Source organism: Rhodoferax sp. LS1P39, from assembly GCF_056521425.1.
Genome location: NZ_JBWMAV010000002.1, coordinates 97,269 through 114,273 on the forward strand (window position 1 = coordinate 97,269; position 17,005 = coordinate 114,273).

Genomic DNA, 17,005 nt, shown 5'->3' on the forward strand with positions numbered 1-17,005 from the left:
CGCCAAGCCGCTTACACCGGCCGCAGCTGGTCCGCCAGCGAACGCGTCTTGTCGGTAGCCACGTCGCCGGTGTGCAGAGTGGATTTGCGCTCGATCAGCAGGATGTGGCACTCCTCCTCGGCCACCGGGTTGTGGCGTATGCCTTTGGGCACGACGAACATTTCGCCCTCGGACAGCTCGGCCACGCCGGTGTCCATCTCGATGCGCAAATGGCCTTTGAGCACCAGGAACATCTCGTCCTCATGGTCATGGCTGTGCCAGGCCAGGGAGCCCAGTACCTTGGCCACCTTGATGTACGAGTCGTCCAGCTCGGCGATCACGCGGGGCGACCAGTGTTCGGTCAGCGATGCGGCAATGTGTGCAGGCGAAGAAATGGGGGACATGGGGTTCCTTGGGTCAATGGTCAAAAAGGGTAGACGATTGGCCCCAGGCATCGTCGAACACCAGCCCGGCCAGGGCCTCGCGGCGGGCCCAGTTTTGCTGCTGCAGCATGGGCTGGTCGTAGAACTTCTCAACCGGCCCCAGGCACAGCAAGGCGATGGGTTCGGCCCCCTCGGGCAGGCCCAGGGTAGCGGCCAGCGCCAACGGGTCGAACAGCGACACCCAGCCCATGCCCAGCCCTTCGGCGCGGGCGGCCAGCCACAGGTTCTGGATGGCGCAGGCGCTGGAGGCCAGGTCCATCTGCGGCAGGGTGCGGCGGCCAAAAACGTGTTTTTCACGCCCAGTCGGCAGCACCACGGCCAGCACCTCGGCGGCATCCAGCAGGCCTTGCACCTTGAGTTGCATGAAGTCGTCTGCGCGCTCGCCCAGGGCCTGGGCGGTCAGCAGGCGCTCGGCCTCCACCAGGGCGTGCAGTTGCTGGCGCAGGGCCGGCTGGGTGATGCGGATAAAGCGCCAGGGCTGCATGAAGCCCACGCTGGGGCCATGGTGGGCCGCCAGCAACAGGCGTTGCAGCAGCTCGGGGGCCACGCTGCCGCCGCTGAAATGCCGCATGTCGCGGCGCTCGAAGATGGCACGGTAGACGGCGGCGCGCTCGGGGGCGCTGAAGGCGTGGGGCATCACAGCTTCCAGGTGGTCAAGGCATCCGCCGGGGACAGAATGCGCAAGCCAAGCAGCGGCTCCACACACAGCAAGTCCTGGTCGCCCGTGACCAGCCAGGGGGCAGAGGCGGCCAGCGCGGCGTGGATAAATTTGTCGTCATCCTTGTCACGGCTGTACGACACGGCGGCGATCGTAGCGGGCACTTCGGCCCACAGCGCGGCGGCGTTCAGGTCGTGCAGGATGCTTTTGCGCAGCTCCATGCCCAGGTAGCGGTCGAACTTGGGCTTCCACAGCCGGGTTTGCAGCTCGTCGAAGGTGCTGCGGGTGAACACGGGAACACCGTTTGCCAACACATGGCGCACCACCTGGGCCGGGCTGCCGGATGTGGAGAGGGCGGCGCTGATCCAGACGTTGGTGTCTACCACCACGCGCAGTTCAGCTTTCATCGGCCAGCAAAGCGTCCAGCGCCTCAGCGGTCAACCCAGCCTGCGCGGCGGCATCGGCAGATTGGACCAACGTTTGCTGCAAGCGGTCGGCGTAGAAATTGCGCATGGCCTCAAAGTCCTGGGCACTGACCATCACGCCCACCACCCGGTCGTGCCGCATCACCTGCACCGGCTCGCGCTGGACCAAGTCCAGAAACTCGCCAAAACGGGTTTTGGCCTGGTTGGCGGTGAAGGCTTGCATGGGGATTTCCTGGGGTTGCGGTTCGTTCATTTTAACCAAATCGTTCGATTTGTGCGGAAACCTGCTTGGATCCTACTACTCTAATTTTGGTAGCGCCACCCACTGATGGGATAAGCGGTGGATAGTGATTCGGTCATCAAAAACCTGTTCTACCGCGCGGTGCGTGGCCGGGTCGGCGCACGGGCCTGCGTGGGTGACGCGGCCCTGGGCCAGCACCAGCAGGTCATCGGCCTGCAGTGCGATCGACAGCTCGTGCAGCACGCTGACCACGGTGTGGCCGCGCGCCACGAGGTCGCGCACCAGCAGCAGCCAGTCGGCCTGGTGGGGCGGGTCCAGGTTGGCCAGGGGCTCGTCCATCAGCAGCACCGGGGCCTGCACCGCCAGGGCGCGGGCCAGCAGCACGCGCTGGCGTTCGCCGCCCGAGAGCTGGCCCAAGCTGCGGGCACGCCAGTCCCAGGCCTGGGTGGCGCGCAGGGCCTGCTCCACGGCGGCCAGGTCGGCGGCGCTGGGCGCGGCCAGCCAGGGGCGGTGCGGGATGCGGCCCAAGAGCGCCACGTCCCAGACGCTGAGATCGTCGGCACTGGCCTCGCCCTGCCCTAGCCAGGCCAAGGTTTGGGCGCGCTGGCGGGCGGGCATGCTGGCCATGTCCTTGCCCAACAACGTAACCGTGCCGGTGTGCGGCAGCAGGCCCGCCAGCACCTTGAGCAGCGTGGATTTGCCCGCGCCATTGGGGCCGACGATGCTGGTCCAGCGACCTTGCTGCAACGCCAGACTGATGTTGTGCAATACAGGTACTTTTGACAGGCTAGCGCTTATGGAATGGGCGTGGATAGCTACACTCTTCATAGCACACCGCCCGTGCGCTTGTGCATGCGCCACAGCAGGTAGCTGCCCCCCAGTACCGCCGTGAGCACGCCCACCGGCAGCTCCTGCGGGGCGGTGAGCCAGCGGGCCAGGATGTCGGCGGCCAGCAGCAACACGCCGCCGGTCAGGCTGGCCAGCAGCATCAGGCGGCTGTGGGTGGTTTTGACCAGCGAGCGGGCCAGGTGCGGCGCGGCCAGGCCGACGAAGGCGATCATGCCGGTCTGCGCCACGGCGGTGCCGGTGGCCAGCGCCAGTACCAGGATCAGCGCGGCGCGCATGCGCGGCAGGGGCAGGCCCAGGCTGGCGGCGGTGACCTCGCCCAGGGTCAGGCCGTCCAGCACCGGGCCGAGCAGCCAGGCCACGGTGGTGCACACGGCCCACACCGCCAGCATCAACAGGCAGGCGGTCCAGCCCACAAAGCCGGTACTGCCCAGGTTGAAACCCTGCATGGCACTGAGGATGTCGGGTATGGCCAGCGTGACCAGGTCCTTGCCCGCGCCCAGCACCACGCCCACGATCACGCCCGCCAGCAGCAGCCGCAGGGTGTGCTGCACGCCCTGGGCCAGCGCCAGCGTCAGCAGCACGCCGCCCACGGCCCCGGCAAAGGCTGCACCGGTCAGCCCCACGCGCACCAACCAGGCGGTGGCAAACGGCGACACGCCTAGCACCGCCAGCGCCAAAGCCATCGCCAGCGACGCGCCCGAAGCGCTGCCCAACAGGTACGGGTCGGCCAGTGGGTTGCGGAAAAGGCCTTGCGCAACTGCGCCCGCCAAGCCCAGCAAGGCTCCGGCCACCCAGGCGCCCAGGGTGCGCGGCAGGCGGATGTCCCAGACGATTTGCAGGGCGATAGAGTCGTGGCGCGCGGCCAGCACGCTGTCGAAGCCGGTGCTGCCGATGCTGGTGCCGACCAGCAGCAAGGCGAACGCCAGCAGCAATAAAACGATGGCGAGCGCACCGGGGTGGGACTTCACGGAGCCTTCTCCAGCAGACACGCCGCCATGGCCCGCGCCGCCTCGGCCATGCGCGGGCCGGGGCGCACCAGCACGTCGCTTTGTTCAGGCTTGAAGCTGCACACCCGCTGCTCGCGGATGGCGCGGATGCCAGCCCAGCCGGGGCGCTGCGCCAGGCCTATGCTGTTGCGGTCGCCGACCATGATCACATCCGGGTTGGCGCGCACCACGAACTCGGGGTTCAGCTTGGGAAACGGACCCAGCGCGGCGGGAACCACGTTCTGCACGCCCAGGCGGGTCAAAGTCTCGCCGATAAAGGACGTGGTGCCTGCGGCGTACGGCGCAACGTTCACCTCGAAGTACACCCGCGTCGTTTTGACCCGCGCGGGCAGCGACTGGGCCGCCGCCGCCACACCGGCGTCGATGCCGCGCCAGATGCGGGCGGCATCATTGACCGCCAGCAGCTGCCCCAGCGTGCCTAGCACGCGCTGCACGTCGGCATAGGTTTTGGGCTCCAGTGCCACCACTTTCAGGCCCAGCGCCTCCAGCCGGGCGCTGGCGCGGGAGGCGGTGGCCAGCAGCACCACGTCGGGGCGCAGGGCGACGATGGCCTCGATGTTCGGGTCCAGCCCACCGCCCACCTGGGGCAAGGCGCGCACGCTGGCGGGAAAGTTGGAATAGCGGTCCACCCCCACCAGGCGCGCGCACTGCTCCAGCGCACAGACGCTCTCGGTCAGCGAGGGCAGCAGGCTGACGATGCGCTGCGGGGTCTGGGCGAACTGTACGGTGCTGCCCCGATCGTCCGTGACCTGCAGGGCGTGGGCCGAAGAAGCCAGGCACAGCAGCAGCGCCCAAAACTTCATGCCGCACCCTTCAAGGTCAGCGGCAAACCGGCGGCCATCAGCGTGACCCGCTCACAGCGCTGGGCCACCTGCTGGTTCAGGCTGCCCAGCGCGTCCACAAAGGCCCGCACCTCGCGGCCCATGGGGATCACGCCCAGGCCGATCTCGTTGCCCACCAGCACCAGCGGGCCGGGCGCGGCACTGATTGCTTCCAAAAATGTAGCTACTTGCGCTGGTTGGATGGGCGCTGGAGGCTGATTTTCTTTAAATTCTGCAGGCATCAGCAGATTGGTGAGCCAAAGCGTCAAACAGTCCACCACCACCAGGGTGTCGGGGCGGCTGTGCTGGGCAATCGCCTCGGCCAGCCGCAGCGGCTCTTCCACCGTCAGCATGCCCGGCACGCGCTCGGCACGGTCGCGCTGGTGGCGGGCGATGCGCTCCACCATCTCCGCGTCCCAGGGCTGGGCGGTGGCGATGAACACCGCGCGGTGGCCTGGATCGGCCAGCCACGCCGCAGCCAACTGCTCGGCGCGGCGGGACTTGCCGCTTTTTTGGCCACCGAGAATGAACTCGCTGCAGGTCATACCGGCCTAGAACTTGTAGCGCAGCGATGCCGCCACGGCGCGGCCTGCTTCGGGGTAGATGGACTGGGTCACGCCCGCGCTACAGGCATAGGCCTGGGTGTAGTACTTGTGGTTGGCGGCATTGGCCACGCCCAGGGCCAGCTCGGCGGCACCGAAGCGGTAGGCATAGCGCAGGTCTACCGTGGTGGTGCTGGGCATGGTGCAGGCATTGGCGAAATCGGGATTTTGCGAGGCCACCCAGTTCACCCCCGCACCCAGCGAGTGGCCGGGCGCGGGCCGCCAGTCGGCGCGAACGCCCAGGGTTTTTCGGGGCACCAGGGCCAGGTTCTTGCCGACAAAGGCACCTTCAGTGAACGTGGCTTTGCGCAGGGCGGCGTTCAGGCGCAGATCCCAGGCAGCACTGAGGGCGTGGCGCGACTCCAGCTCCAGCCCCTGGCGTTGGGTCGGGTCCAGGTTGACGTTGGCACCGAAGGGGCCGTAAGGGCCGTTGCCCGCCGGGTCGTAACCAATTTCGTGCTGGAGCTTGCTGCGGTACACCCGCACATCCACCTGGCTTTGCTCCAGCATCCAGCGCGCACCCAGCTCCATGTCGCGCGAGGTTTGGGCCTGCAGCGACACGTTGGGGTTGGTGAACGAGAACTCGTCCACATTCGCCAGGCGGAAGCTGCGGCCCACGCGGGCGTAGACGGTCACATCGGCCCCCACCGGCTGGCTCAGCCCCAGGTCCCAGGCGTTTTGACGTTCTTTCAGGTTCGATGCCGACGCAGCCTCGGCCTTTTTCATTTCTTCCGTGCGCCAGCCGATGCCCAAGCGGGTGCCCGTGGCCGCCAGCGTGAAGTCATTTTTGGCATACAGCGCTGTGCTGCGGGCGGTGGCCACCGTGCCCACGGGGGTGAAGCTGGACTGGGTGGTGGTGCGCTCCCACTCGCCCTTGTCCGCACCGATGAAGAACACGTTGTCCGACGCACCGACCTTGCGGGCATTGCGGGCGCGCAGGCTGACATTGGACGCATACACGTCGTAACCGTAGGGGCTGCCGTAGGCCACGCTGGTGTATTTTTTGGTCCGCTGGTTGGCATCGGCAGCCAGTTGCCAGTCGCCCACCGTGGCTTCGGCAAACACACCGGCATTGTCTTTCTTGAAAGAGCCGAAGTCGGTTAAGGATTGGGCCTGGCGGGGGTTGGCAGCGTACTGCGCTGCTGTCAATGCGCCTGGCAAACCGCTGTCCTGGTCGTTGCGGCCCGCGCGCGCACCCAGGCGCAGCCATTCGTTGCGCCACTGCCCCGTTACCGCCAGGGCTTGCGTGCTGGAGACGAAATTGTCGCGGTGGCCGTCGCTGCGGCGGTCTTCGGCCGACACGTCCAACGAGAACCCGCCGGAGGCGATCACGGCATTGGCCCGCAGGTCTTTCAATTGGTGGCTACCGACGGCGGCGTACACCTCTGCCGAGCTCACCCGCTGCACACCCATGGCCGCCTTGGTGGTCACCACGATCACGCCACCAGTGGCACCTTCGCCGTACAGCACCGCACCGGTACCGCGCAGAATTTCAATGCGGGCGACCGATTCAATTGGGATGGAGGCCAGCCCGGCGGTAGCCATGTCAGCCTCGTTCAGGCGCAGGCCGTCCACGATCACCACCTGGTTGCTGTCGGCCGTAACACCAAAACCGCGCAGGTCCAGGCTGTAGTTGTTGCCGCCCGAGATGTCCAGGCGGCCCACCACGCCCAGCAGCCTCATGACCGCTTCATTCACCGTACCGGCACCCGAGGCCTGGATTTCTTCTGCCGTGATGACGCTCACGCCAAACGGCAGCGGGGCGGCAGGCTCAGCGAACCGGGTGGCCGTGACCACCACCTCTTTGAGCAGCGTCTGTGCGGTGGAAGGCAATGCAGCGGCCAGGGCCAGGGGCAGCACGGCCAGGCGCGCAGGAGTGAATACAGTTTTCATGAAAGACATTCATCAGCAATAGGCTTGCCCCGGCGTCCCCGCCAGGGCTTCAGCGTCAAGGCGGCGCGCTACTGACAACAGCAGACGCACCACCACCTTGTTGGCCGGTATCCGGGCTGGCGGAAGGCTCGCACCGTCTTCCCAGGCAGCAAGTACCCAGTGACTGTGTGGTGAGAGTGGAATCGGATGATTCATCCGCTTTACCGTTGCGGGGGCAGCGCAGGCTGAGTGGTGGTGTGCACCGCTTCCTGCTTCCCGTTGAACTGCGGCATGTGAACCATGCCGCGAGCACCAACACGGGCATTTTAAGCCCTGCATAGCTACCACTAGAATGTGCAAGCTTATGGTCACCCCCACCCAAATTGAACAAGTTGCAGAACGTACCGAGCGCCTGCTGGTACGTTACCGCGAGTTGCAGCGCGCCAACCAGTTGCTGACCGAACAGGTCGCCACGCTGGCCCACGAGCGCGATTCGCTCAAGTCCCGCCTGGGCGCTGCCCGCGCCCGCATCGACGCGCTGCTGGAACGCCTGCCCCAGATCGGCAACCCGCCCGCCATACGCCCCGCCCCCCGCAAGGACGCAGAATGAAGCAGCTCGACGTGCAAATCCTCGGCCAAAGCTATTTGCTGGGCTGCCCGGAGGGCGGTGAAGCGCGCCTGCTGGAGGCCGTGAAGATGGTGGACACCGCCATGTGCGCCATCCGCGACGGCGGCAAGATCAAGGCCCGCGACCGCATCGCCGTGCTGGCCGCGCTGAACCTGGCCTTCGACCTGACCGACCGGGGCCGCGCGCCGGTGCGCCCTGCACCCGTGCAGTCCGAGGCCGCCAACGACGACGACCCGGTGCTGACCACCTTGATTGAGCAACTCGATCTGGCTTTAGGCGACGACGGGCACCTTATTTAGCCTAGAATTGGCCCGTCTGCGGTGCATGCCGGGCTTTATATTTCCTTGAACCAATGCTCCATGAGCCCGGGCCTGGAATATCCCCTGGGGAGCGTGATCATCTCGCGTTAGATGAACCCAACTTCAGGGTGACCTAGCCCACCTGAACCCCGGTTCAGGATGCCGGTCCGGTGGCTTCCGCAGACACCTTATTCCCCCACCCTCACTGGCTCCAAGCGCTCCTCGTGCTCCACGGCCAGTCGGTCCCTGGCCTCCGCGATGACCCGGTCCAGGTCGTCACTGGGCACGCCGGGCGCACATAAAAACCCCTGGTACTGGTCGCACAGCAAACGCTGCAGCAGGTCGCGCTGGGCCAGAGTTTCCACCCCTTCGGCAATCACCGTGAGCTTGAGCGCGCGGCCCATCTGGATGATGGCGCTGACGATGGCCTGGTCGCTCTCGTCATCCGGCAGGCCGCTGATGAAGGAGCGGTCGATCTTCAGCTTGTGGATGGGAAACTTCTTCAAATACGCCAGGCTGGAGTAGCCAGTGCCAAAGTCGTCGATCGACAAAAACACCCCCAACCCTGCCAGCGCCCGCAGCCGGGCCAGCGCCTCGTCGGCATCCTGCACCAGGATGGATTCGGTCAGCTCCAGATCGAGCAGCGCCGGGTCGAGGCCGGAATCCGCCAAGGCGTGGGCCACGCGGTCGACAAAATCGCTTTGCTGGAACTGCAACGCCGACACATTGACCGACACGGCACGGGCATGGCCCTGGCGCTGCCACTGCGCCGCCTGCCGTACGGCTTCATTCAGCACCCAGGTACCAATGGTCACAATGAAACCCGACTCTTCGGCCACCGGAATGAACTGGCCCGGCGACACCCAGCCCCGCTCGGGGTCCTGCCAGCGGATCAGCGCTTCCACGCCCAGCACCGCACCGGTGGACAGGCTGACCTGCGGCTGGTAGTGCAGCCGAAAATGCCCGGCCTCCATGGCCTGGCGCAGGCTGTGCTCCATCTTCATGCGCGACAGCAAGGCCACGTTCATCTGCGGCTGGTAGAAGCGAAAGCTGCCCCGGCCCCGTTCCTTGACGCGGTTCATCGCCGTGTCGGCTGACTTGATCATGTCGTCCAGCGTTTGCCCGTCTGCCGGGAACATGGCCACGCCGATGCTGCAGCCCACCGAAAAGTCCATGCCGTCCATGTGGAAGGGCCGGGCCAGGCTCTCCAGCACCCGCTGCGCCACCATCTTGGCACCTTCGGCATCGGCCTGGTGCAGGTACATCACAAATTCATCGCCACCGAGGCGGCACAGCGTGTCCACATGGCGCAGGCAGTTCAGCATGCGCTGGCCCACCTCGACCAGAACCCGGTCGCCAAACAGGTGGCCCAGCGAGTCGTTGATGTTCTTGAAGCGGTCCAGGTCCAGAAACAGGATGGCGAATTCGCCCGCGTCCCGCTCGGCCAGGCGCAGGGCAAAGTCCACCCGCTGCGACAGCATCAAGCGGTTGGGCAGGCCGGTCAGCACATCGGAATAGGCCAGTTGCTCGATGCGCTCGTAGCTGGCCTTCTTCTCGGTCAGGTCCTTGAAAAAGCCAATACTTTGCGTCACCAGGCCCTGGGCATCGCGCAAGGCCACCCACGACAAATGCACGACGCAGGTGCTGCCATCCCCGCGCTGGTGCAGGGCTTCGCCATCCCAGTGGCCTTCGCGGTGCCAGCCGCGCTGCACGCGGTTGAACAGCTCACCGCCGCCGGTGTCCTGGAACAGGGTGGGTGCCATCAGCCCCATGCACTGCGCCTGGCTGAAACGGCTCAGGCGCTCGCAACTGGGGTTGACCGCCACGATCTGGTGCTGCGCGTCGGCAATGAACACCGCGTCCAGGCTGGACTCGAACACCTTGCCCGCCAGCTGCAACTGCGCCTCGGACTCGACGCGCTCGGTGATATCGCGAAACGAATACACCCGGCCAATCGAGCGCCCCTGGCTGATCTGGGGCCGCGTCACGCGCTCCAGAATCCGCCCGCTGCGCAGCAGCAGCATGTCGGTGCCCTGGTACAGCGGCGTGTTGACGATGAACTCCATGCGCCGCTGGTAGGCCGCAATATTCACTACCATCCGGGCCATGTGGGTGTACAGGGCGGCGTCAACGTGCGGGTCCATCAGGGCTTCGGGCAGGTCCCAGAGCTCGGCGAACTGGCGGTTGCGTACTGTCACCACGCCGTCCAGGCTGCACACCAAAATACCGTCCACCGTGGACTCCAGCGTGGCCTGCATTTCGGCCAATACCAGCTCCAGGCGGTCTTCCGCCCGGCGCAACGGACCCAGATCGCGCAGGGCCACCACATACACCAGCGCACTGTCCCCCAGGCGCAAGGGGGTGGCGCGGCGCTCCACCTGCAGGCTGCGGCCATCGGCATGCAGCACCAGGGTTTCGGAATGGATGCGCGGGTCTTGCGGCTCCTGGCCTGCCGCCACATCGGCCCAGAAATACAGGTCTTCCGGGGCCAGGCAGAGATCGGTGACCGACTGGCCCTGCATCGCCTCGCGCGACAGACCCAACAGTTGGGCGGCGGCGGCATTGGCCATCACAATACGGCAATCGCCGGGTGCCACGATCCATACCGCATCGGGCAGGCTGTCGATCAACGCCCCCAACACACCTGCATCCACCCTAAGCCCCTGGCCGGTCGGAGGCGACCACCCGCTCAAAAAAGTACGACACCCGCTGTCGGGGCGACAGGTAGTCCTGTACCGCACGCGGCAACTGCGAGGGCTTGAGGCTGCGCCGGATGCCCAGCTCGGGGGCATGTTCCAGGTCCACCATCAGCGCCTCGTCACGCGGCACACCGGCATCGAACACCACCACGTAGGGCTTCAAAGGCCGGGTGGAGTTGACCGACACCACCATGGCATAGCCGTCGTTCAGCAGTTGCACGACAGAGCCCGGCGGGTACACGCCCATCATGCGGATGAAAGCGCCCAGCGTGGCGGTATCAAAGCGCGTCTTCATCTGCGCAAAGATCACCGACAAGGCCTCGTGCGGGGTCATGGCGTTGACCAGCCGGGGCGGATTGCACAGGTTGTCGTAGCGGTTCACCAGCGCCAGGATCTTGCCGCTGGCCGACAGGTTGGACCCCATCAGGCCCGAAGGGAAACCGCTGCCATCGGCCAGCTCGTGGTGCTGGGCGATGGAGCGCAACACGTCTTCCGACAGGCCCATGCGCCGCCCCATCACCAGGCTGTGCTCCACATGTTCCTGGTAGACCAATTGTTCGGAGGCCGAAAAATTAGGGTCCTGGTAGCGCATGCGCTCGGCCATCTGGACCTTGCCCAGGTCGTGCAACAAGGCTGCCACCCCCAGGTCGGTCAGTGCGGCGGCCGGCAGGCCCAGCGCCTTGCCGAGCAACAGCGACACCACCATCACGTTCACCGGATGCACCGCGCTGCGCTCGCCCATGGCCTCGGACAGCAGGCGGATGGCCGACTCGCCCTCGGCCAGGATGTCGTCCACACAGCCCGCCACCAGGGCCGTGCTTTCCTCGCGCATCTGCACCGCCCGGCTGCTGGCCTGCTCGACCACGCGGCGGTACTGCTGGGTGGCCTCACCAAACCGGCGCTCGCACACGGCCAGGCTGCGGCGCTGGGCGGCCAGGCGCTGGGCACGCTGCAAACGCAACATCTCGGCCTCGCTATAGACCACAGAGGCCGGGCTTTCGAGGGGCGACGGATGGGCGGCGACGGGCCGATTTACGGGGTCTTCTGGCGCGGTCAGCGGCGCGGGCTCGCTGTCGGCGGGGGGATCACTCTGGTCCGGAAAGTAACGCACCTGGCTCACGCCCAAAGACATGATGGTCTTGATCTGGTCGGCCGACGTGATCTTGAAGCTGCCTTTGGGAAAAGGGTGGTCCATCCAGCCCAGGTCCAGTTGGATGAAAAGTCCACGCCGCAATTGGGCAACATCTATCCACCGAGAGGAAGTTTCTCCCATGGTTCAGGCGTGCGCAGCTATGGATTTCATTTTTTGATTATGCCGCCAGCAGGTGACATTTTGTTACTAAACGTGAAATAGTTCACACTAAAAGCTTTTACTTTGGGGCCACAAAAATAACAAAACAGCACGTTGGGCGGCGGAAAGTACCAGCACCTGTAACTTCGTGTAATTTGGTTATCGTCCAAAAGACCGGAAACTTAAATCAAGTCGTCACATTTTGTGTATTGTGCGCGCAGGATATTTTTTTGCACTTTGCCCATGGCGTTGCGCGGCAACTCAGGCAACACAAAGCAGTGCTTGGGGACTTTGAAGTTGGCCATTCGGGCCTTCAAGGTGACCAAGATGTGCACCGGGTCCAGCACCGCCCCGGCCTGTGCGATCAGCAGCGCCACACCCACCTCGCCAAAGTCGGCATGCGGCACACCCACCACGGCGCTCTCGGCCACGCCAGGCAGTTCGTTGATGGCGGCTTCGATCTCGGCGGGGTAGACGTTGTAGCCGCCGCTGATGATCAGGTCTTTGCTGCGGCCCACGATGTGCACATAGCCCTGCGCGTCGATCTGGCCCACATCGCCGGTTTGGAAGAAGCCATCAGGCGTGAACTCTTCGGCTGTTTTTTCCGGCATGCGCCAGTAGCCCTGGAACACATTCGGCCCGCGCACCTGGATGCCGCCGATCTCGCCCGTGGGCAGCGACTGGTTGGCACCATCCACCACGCGCAGCTGTACGCCGGGCAGCGGAAAGCCCACCGTGCCGCCCAGGCGCGCACCGTCCTCTGCGCGGTAGGGATTGGAGGTGAGCATGGCGGTTTCGCTCATGCCATAGCGTTCCAGAATGGTGTGGCCGGTGCGGACTTGCCACTCCTTGAAAGTGTCAATCAGCAGCGGGGCCGACCCAGCGATGAACAGGCGCATTTGGCGCGCAGCCTCGGGCGTAAGCCCCGGTTCCTGCAGCAGCCGCACGTACAGCGTGGGCACACCCATGAACACGGTGGCACGGGGCAGCCATTCCACGACCTGGCGCGCGTCAAACTTGGCACACCACAGCATCTTGCAACCGCTGAGCAACGCACCGTGGATGGCCACGAACAGGCCGTGCACGTGGAAGATGGGCAAGGCATGGATGAGCACGTCGCTGGGCTGCCAGCCCCAATAGTCTTTCAGCGTGGCGGCGTTGCTCAGCAGGTTGCCGTGCGAGAGCATCGCGCCCTTGCTGCGCCCGGTGGTGCCGCTGGTGTACAGAATGGCGGCCAGGTCGTCGGCGCTTTTGGGGGCCACCGTGTGCTGGTCGCTGTGGTGGGCGGCGCGGTCCAGCAAAGAGCCGGTGCGGTCGCTGTTCAAGGTAAACACATATTGGGTGCCCGCCATGAAGGCGATCTTGCTGACCCAGCCAAAGTTCGGTGCGCTGCACACCACCACGGCGGGCTCGGCATTGCCAATGAAGTAGCGAATTTCCTCGGCCTGGTAGGCGGTATTGAGCGGCAAAAACACATAGCCCGCGCGCAGCGTGGCCAGGTACAGCAGCATGGCCTCTACCGATTTGTCCACCTGCACGGCGATGCGCGCCCCGGCGGGCAAACCCAGCGAGGCCAGCAGATTGGCCAGCATGGCGGTGCTGCGGTCCAGGTCGCGCCAGGAGTAGCGCAGGCCGTTGTCGGTCTCCACCGCCACTGCGTCCAAATCATCGGGAAAAGCCGCGCGCAGAGCGGCAAACAAATTGTGTTGCGTCATGTTTTGTTGAGAGGAAATTACTTCAAGGCTTCCAGTGAAGCCACCAGATCGGCAAAGCGCTCGCCCTGCACCACCACATGCTCGCGCAGGGCGGCAGCAGCGGCATCGCCATCGCCCGCCAAAATCGCCTGCACCACAGCGGCATGCTCTGAAAACGAGGTATCCAGGCGGCCCCGCACGCGCAATTGCAGCCGCCGGTAAGGGCGCAGACGCCGGTGCAGCGACATCGCCTCTTCCTGCAAAAAGCCGTTGTGGCTGCCGTTGTAGATGGCACGGTGGAAGTTCTCGTTGCCGTAAAAGTAGGCATCGCTGTCGCCCGCCGCGCGGGCCTCCTCGCAGGCTGCATGGGCCTGCACCAGCGCCTCCCGCTCGGCCTTGTCCATGCGCCGTGCGGCCAGGCGGCCACACATGGCCTCCACCTCGCCCATCACCTCGAACATCTCGACCAGGCGGATCGGGCTGGCGCTTTTCACCACCGCACCGCGCCGGGGGCGGATGTCGATCAAGCCCTCGGCCGACAGCAGCAGCAGCGCCTCGCGGATGGGTGTGCGCGAGACACCGTAACGCTCTACCAGCATGGCTTCGTCCAGCGCGCTGCCAGGGGGAAGCTCACCGGTGGCGATTTGCTCTTCGATCTTTTCGCGCAGCTGTTCAGAAATTTTCATGGGCGAATTTTTACACCGATCGCCCAGCCTAGGGTAAGCACGGACTGTTTTAAATACACGCACAGTGATTTAATAAATACATTAAATAAACCAAAATATTTATTAAAGCCTGCCCACGGTACACCCCAGGAGACAACCCCATGACTTCATCCCCCCTCCAGCCCACCCGCCGAACCGCCCTGGCTGCCCTGACCGCTGCCACCGCCGGGCTGTTGCCCTGGCCTGGCCACGCCCAGTCCGCCTGGCCCGCCAAACCGGTGACACTGATCGTGCCCTTCCCCGCCGGGGGCGGCACCGACACCTTTGCCCGCCCGCTGTCGGCGCAGTTTGCCAAGCTGTCGGGCAAGCCGCTGATCATCGACAACCGGGGCGGTGCCGGGGGCACGCTGGGGGCCAGCATTGCCGCCAAGGCCACGCCCGACGGCTACACCTACTTCATGGGAGGCACGCACCATGTGATCGCCCCGTCGATGTACCCCAAGCTGGACTACGACCTGGAGAAAGACTTCGTCGCCCTCGCCTTGCTGGCCAACGTGCCGCAGGTGCTGGTAGTGAACCCGCAAAAAATCCCCGGCGACTTCAAGGCCTTCATGGAGCAGCTGCGCAAAAACCCCGGTAAGCTCAACTTTGGCTCGGCAGGTTCGGGTTCGGCCCACCACCTGGCGGGCGAGCTGTTCAAGATCCAGACCAAAACCTTCATCACCCACATCCCTTACCGGGGTGCGGGTCCGGCACTGCAAGGCCTGATTGCCGGGGATGTAGACATGGTGTTTGACGGCTTGGGTTCCAGCGCATCGCATATCAAGGGCGGCCGCATCAAGGCGCTGATGGTGGCGGGCAACAAGCGCAATGCGGCTTTTCCCGACGTGCCCTGCGCCGCCGAGCTCGGCCTGCCCGACTACACCATGCACACCTGGTACGGCCTGTGGGCGCCCAAAGCCACGCCACCCGAAGTGCAAAAACAGATGTTGGAACAGATCCGCCAGGTCGGCGCGTCCGAAGAGATCAAAACCATCTGGGCCGGCAACGGAGCCGAGTTCGGCACCATGCCGCCCGACAAGTTCCAGGCTTTCATCAGTTCGGAAATCAAGCGCTGGTCCAGCGTGGTGAAGACATCCGGCGCGAAGTTGGACTAAGCCGATGGCCACAAGCAACTGGAACACCCAGGCCACCCAACGTGCCCAGCGCCTGCAACAGGCCCGGCAAACGCTGGGCGGCAACCTGGCGGGCAAGGTGGTGCAGGCAGCGGATGCCGTGCGCCTGCTCAGCGCCACCATCGCCAGCGGCGACCGCGTCTGCCTGGAGGGCAACAACCAGAAGCAGGCCGACTTTCTGGCCAAAACCCTGACCCAGCTCAATCCCGCGCAAATCCACGACCTGCACATGGTGCAGTCGGTGCTGGCCCTGCCCGAGCACCTGGACTTGTTTGAACTGGGCATTGCCAGCAAGCTCGACTTCTCGTTCTCCGGCCCGCAGGCCGCCCGGCTGGCGCGGCTGGTGGCGGCAGGGCAAATCCAGATCGGTGCCATCCACACCTACCTGGAGCTGTTCAGCCGCTACTTTGTGGACCTGACCCCACGCATCGCCCTGGTCGCCGCGCACTCGGCCGATGCCCAGGGCAATCTGTACACCGGCCCCAACACAGAAGACACCCCGGCCATCGTCGAGGCCACCGCCTTCAAGAGCGGCATCGTGATTGCCCAGGTAAACGAGCTGGTAGACCGCGTGCCGCGCGTCGATATTCCCGGCGACTGGGTGGACTTTGTGGTGCTGGCGCCCACGCCCAATGTAATCGAGCCGCTGTTCACCCGCGACCCGGCGCAGATCAGCGAAATCCAGGTGCTGATGGCCATGGTGGCGATCAAGGGCATCTATGCCGAATACGGCGTGCAGCGGCTGAACCACGGCATCGGTTTTGACACCGCCGCCATCGAGCTGCTGCTGCCCACCTATGCCGAATCGCTGGGCCTGAAGGGCAAAATTTGCCAGCACTGGGCGCTGAACCCGCACCCGGCGCTGATCCCGGCCATCGAGGCGGGCTGGGTGCAGTCCATCCATTCTTTCGGCTCCGAGCTGGGCATGGAAAACTACGTGGCCGCCCGGCCCGACGTGTTCTTTACCGGGGCCGATGGCGCACTGCGCAGCAACCGCGCCTTCAGCCAGGCGGCGGGCCACTACGCCTGCGACATGTTCATCGGCTCCACCCTGCAGATCGACCTGAACGGCCACAGCTCCACCGCCACCCAGGGCCGCATTGCCGGGTTTGGCGGCGCGCCCAACATGGGGGCCGATGCCCGGGGCCGCCGCCACGCCACCCCGGCCTGGCTCAAAGCCGGGGCCCAGGCCCGGTCCGGGCGCGGCGGGGTGGCGGCCATGCCGCGCGGGCAAAAGCTGGTGGTACAGATCGTGGAGACTTTCCGCGAACACATGCAACCGGCCTTTGTGGAAACCCTGGATGCTTGGCAACTGGCCGAGCAGGCGAAGATGGAGATTCCGCCGGTGATGATTTACGGCGATGACTTGACCCACATCCTCACCGAAGAAGGCATTGCCAACCTGCTGCTGTGCCGTACCGACGAAGAACGCGCCCAGGCCATCCGGGGCGTGGCGGGCTACACCCCCGTGGGCCTGGGCCGCGACCGCCGCATGGTGGAAAACCTGCGCGACCGCGGCATCATCCAGCGCCCCGAAGATTTAGGGATCGACAAGCGCCACGCCACCCGCGACCTGCTGGCCGCCCGCAGCATGCGCGATCTGGTACGCGCATCCGGCGGCCTGTACAACCCACCCGAACGCTTCAGAAACTGGTAG

Annotated in this window: 17 protein-coding genes and 1 riboswitch; of the genes, 4 read left to right on the top strand and 13 right to left on the bottom strand. The window is 65.4% G+C overall.

Annotated features, from left to right (window positions below; genetic code table 11):
* Nucleotides 1-11 precede the first annotated feature (11 nt).
* The 9 genes from AC097O_RS03815 to AC097O_RS03855 form a co-directional block, all read right to left on the bottom strand.
* Nucleotides 12-383, bottom strand: coding sequence for a cupin domain-containing protein (locus AC097O_RS03815; protein WP_479591556.1), 372 nt, complete (start codon nucleotides 381-383; stop codon nucleotides 12-14).
* Between the two features lie 13 nt (nucleotides 384-396).
* Complete coding sequence (bluB, locus tag AC097O_RS03820; RefSeq protein WP_479591557.1) at nucleotides 397-1,059, bottom strand: 5,6-dimethylbenzimidazole synthase; 663 nt, start codon at nucleotides 1,057-1,059, stop codon at nucleotides 397-399.
* Nucleotides 1,059-1,487 carry a putative toxin-antitoxin system toxin component, PIN family gene (locus tag AC097O_RS03825; protein WP_479591558.1) on the bottom strand — a complete coding sequence of 143 codons (429 nt, stop codon included), beginning with the start codon at nucleotides 1,485-1,487 and terminating at the stop codon, nucleotides 1,059-1,061. Before AC097O_RS03825 ends, bluB begins: the two co-directional genes overlap by 1 nt.
* A complete protein-coding gene (locus tag AC097O_RS03830) occupies nucleotides 1,477-1,728 on the bottom strand; it encodes a type II toxin-antitoxin system Phd/YefM family antitoxin (RefSeq protein WP_479591559.1) in 252 nt (83 codons plus the stop codon). Before AC097O_RS03830 ends, AC097O_RS03825 begins: the two co-directional genes overlap by 11 nt.
* 75 nt (nucleotides 1,729-1,803) lie before the next feature.
* Nucleotides 1,804-2,574 (bottom strand): ABC transporter ATP-binding protein, encoded by a 771-nt coding sequence (locus AC097O_RS03835; protein ID WP_479591560.1) that lies wholly within the window; start codon nucleotides 2,572-2,574, stop codon nucleotides 1,804-1,806.
* Nucleotides 2,571-3,563, bottom strand: a complete 993-nt coding sequence (locus AC097O_RS03840; protein WP_479591561.1) for a FecCD family ABC transporter permease — start codon at nucleotides 3,561-3,563, stop codon at nucleotides 2,571-2,573. Before AC097O_RS03840 ends, AC097O_RS03835 begins: the two co-directional genes overlap by 4 nt.
* Nucleotides 3,560-4,405 carry an ABC transporter substrate-binding protein gene (locus AC097O_RS03845; protein ID WP_479591562.1) on the bottom strand — a complete coding sequence of 282 codons (846 nt, stop codon included), beginning with the start codon at nucleotides 4,403-4,405 and terminating at the stop codon, nucleotides 3,560-3,562. Before AC097O_RS03845 ends, AC097O_RS03840 begins: the two co-directional genes overlap by 4 nt.
* Nucleotides 4,402-4,968: a bifunctional adenosylcobinamide kinase/adenosylcobinamide-phosphate guanylyltransferase gene (cobU, locus tag AC097O_RS03850; protein WP_479591563.1), complete on the bottom strand. Its 567-nt coding sequence runs from the start codon at nucleotides 4,966-4,968 to the stop codon at nucleotides 4,402-4,404. Before cobU ends, AC097O_RS03845 begins: the two co-directional genes overlap by 4 nt.
* A gap of 6 nt (nucleotides 4,969-4,974) precedes the next feature.
* On the bottom strand, nucleotides 4,975-6,918 hold the full coding sequence (locus AC097O_RS03855) for a TonB-dependent receptor (RefSeq protein WP_479591564.1): 1,944 nt from the start codon (nucleotides 6,916-6,918) through the stop codon (nucleotides 4,975-4,977).
* A gap of 85 nt (nucleotides 6,919-7,003) precedes the next feature.
* A riboswitch (cobalamin riboswitch) is annotated at nucleotides 7,004-7,229 on the bottom strand.
* 32 nt (nucleotides 7,230-7,261) lie between these two features.
* On the opposite strand from AC097O_RS03855, the gene AC097O_RS03860 reads away from it, so the two are divergent.
* Nucleotides 7,262-7,507 carry a DUF904 domain-containing protein gene (locus tag AC097O_RS03860; RefSeq protein WP_479591565.1) on the top strand — a complete coding sequence of 82 codons (246 nt, stop codon included), beginning with the start codon at nucleotides 7,262-7,264 and terminating at the stop codon, nucleotides 7,505-7,507.
* On the top strand, nucleotides 7,504-7,824 hold the full coding sequence (locus tag AC097O_RS03865) for a cell division protein ZapA (protein WP_479591566.1): 321 nt from the start codon (nucleotides 7,504-7,506) through the stop codon (nucleotides 7,822-7,824). The genes AC097O_RS03860 and AC097O_RS03865 overlap by 4 nt, the downstream gene beginning before the upstream one ends.
* A 188-nt stretch (nucleotides 7,825-8,012) precedes the next feature.
* Here the strand turns inward: AC097O_RS03865 and AC097O_RS03870 are convergent, their stop codons facing one another.
* The 4 genes from AC097O_RS03870 to AC097O_RS03885 all read right to left on the bottom strand — a co-directional run bounded on the left by AC097O_RS03870 (nucleotide 8,013) and on the right by AC097O_RS03885 (nucleotide 14,194).
* A complete protein-coding gene (locus AC097O_RS03870; protein WP_479591567.1) occupies nucleotides 8,013-10,478 on the bottom strand; it encodes a sensor domain-containing protein in 2,466 nt (821 codons plus the stop codon).
* Nucleotide 10,479: 1 nt separating this feature from the next.
* The gene (locus AC097O_RS03875) at nucleotides 10,480-11,796 is read right to left on the bottom strand and encodes an HD-GYP domain-containing protein (protein WP_479591568.1); all 1,317 of its coding nucleotides are present in this window, start codon (nucleotides 11,794-11,796) and stop codon (nucleotides 10,480-10,482) included.
* 200 nt (nucleotides 11,797-11,996) lie between these two features.
* Nucleotides 11,997-13,529, bottom strand: coding sequence for a malonate--CoA ligase (locus AC097O_RS03880; RefSeq protein WP_479591569.1), 1,533 nt, complete (start codon nucleotides 13,527-13,529; stop codon nucleotides 11,997-11,999).
* A gap of 17 nt (nucleotides 13,530-13,546) precedes the next feature.
* Nucleotides 13,547-14,194 carry a GntR family transcriptional regulator gene (locus AC097O_RS03885; protein ID WP_479591570.1) on the bottom strand — a complete coding sequence of 216 codons (648 nt, stop codon included), beginning with the start codon at nucleotides 14,192-14,194 and terminating at the stop codon, nucleotides 13,547-13,549.
* A 140-nt stretch (nucleotides 14,195-14,334) separates the two neighbouring features.
* On the opposite strand from AC097O_RS03885, the gene AC097O_RS03890 reads away from it, so the two are divergent.
* Nucleotides 14,335-15,330 carry a Bug family tripartite tricarboxylate transporter substrate binding protein gene (locus AC097O_RS03890; protein ID WP_479591571.1) on the top strand — a complete coding sequence of 332 codons (996 nt, stop codon included), beginning with the start codon at nucleotides 14,335-14,337 and terminating at the stop codon, nucleotides 15,328-15,330.
* Between the two features lie 4 nt (nucleotides 15,331-15,334).
* The gene (gene mdcA, locus AC097O_RS03895) at nucleotides 15,335-17,005 is read left to right on the top strand and encodes a malonate decarboxylase subunit alpha (RefSeq protein WP_479591572.1); all 1,671 of its coding nucleotides are present in this window, start codon (nucleotides 15,335-15,337) and stop codon (nucleotides 17,003-17,005) included.

What these genes read in the sequence shown, in the direction of transcription:
- AC097O_RS03815 (WP_479591556.1), bottom strand. Translation starts at nt 383, where the DNA reads ATGTCCCCCATTTCTTCGCCTGCACACATTGCCGCATCGCTGACCGAA.
- bluB (WP_479591557.1), bottom strand. Translation starts at nt 1,059, where the DNA reads ATGCCCCACGCCTTCAGCGCCCCCGAGCGCGCCGCCGTCTACCGTGCC.
- AC097O_RS03825 (WP_479591558.1), bottom strand. Translation starts at nt 1,487, where the DNA reads ATGAAAGCTGAACTGCGCGTGGTGGTAGACACCAACGTCTGGATCAGC.
- AC097O_RS03830 (WP_479591559.1), bottom strand. Translation starts at nt 1,728, where the DNA reads ATGCAAGCCTTCACCGCCAACCAGGCCAAAACCCGTTTTGGCGAGTTT.
- AC097O_RS03835 (WP_479591560.1), bottom strand. Translation starts at nt 2,574, where the DNA reads ATGAAGAGTGTAGCTATCCACGCCCATTCCATAAGCGCTAGCCTGTCA.
- AC097O_RS03845 (WP_479591562.1), bottom strand. Translation starts at nt 4,405, where the DNA reads ATGAAGTTTTGGGCGCTGCTGCTGTGCCTGGCTTCTTCGGCCCACGCC.
- cobU (WP_479591563.1), bottom strand. Translation starts at nt 4,968, where the DNA reads ATGACCTGCAGCGAGTTCATTCTCGGTGGCCAAAAAAGCGGCAAGTCC.
- AC097O_RS03855 (WP_479591564.1), bottom strand. Translation starts at nt 6,918, where the DNA reads ATGAAAACTGTATTCACTCCTGCGCGCCTGGCCGTGCTGCCCCTGGCC.
- AC097O_RS03860 (WP_479591565.1), top strand. Translation starts at nt 7,262, where the DNA reads ATGGTCACCCCCACCCAAATTGAACAAGTTGCAGAACGTACCGAGCGC.
- AC097O_RS03865 (WP_479591566.1), top strand. Translation starts at nt 7,504, where the DNA reads ATGAAGCAGCTCGACGTGCAAATCCTCGGCCAAAGCTATTTGCTGGGC.
- AC097O_RS03875 (WP_479591568.1), bottom strand. Translation starts at nt 11,796, where the DNA reads ATGGGAGAAACTTCCTCTCGGTGGATAGATGTTGCCCAATTGCGGCGT.
- AC097O_RS03880 (WP_479591569.1), bottom strand. Translation starts at nt 13,529, where the DNA reads ATGACGCAACACAATTTGTTTGCCGCTCTGCGCGCGGCTTTTCCCGAT.
- AC097O_RS03885 (WP_479591570.1), bottom strand. Translation starts at nt 14,194, where the DNA reads ATGAAAATTTCTGAACAGCTGCGCGAAAAGATCGAAGAGCAAATCGCC.
- AC097O_RS03890 (WP_479591571.1), top strand. Translation starts at nt 14,335, where the DNA reads ATGACTTCATCCCCCCTCCAGCCCACCCGCCGAACCGCCCTGGCTGCC.
- mdcA (WP_479591572.1), top strand. Translation starts at nt 15,335, where the DNA reads ATGGCCACAAGCAACTGGAACACCCAGGCCACCCAACGTGCCCAGCGC.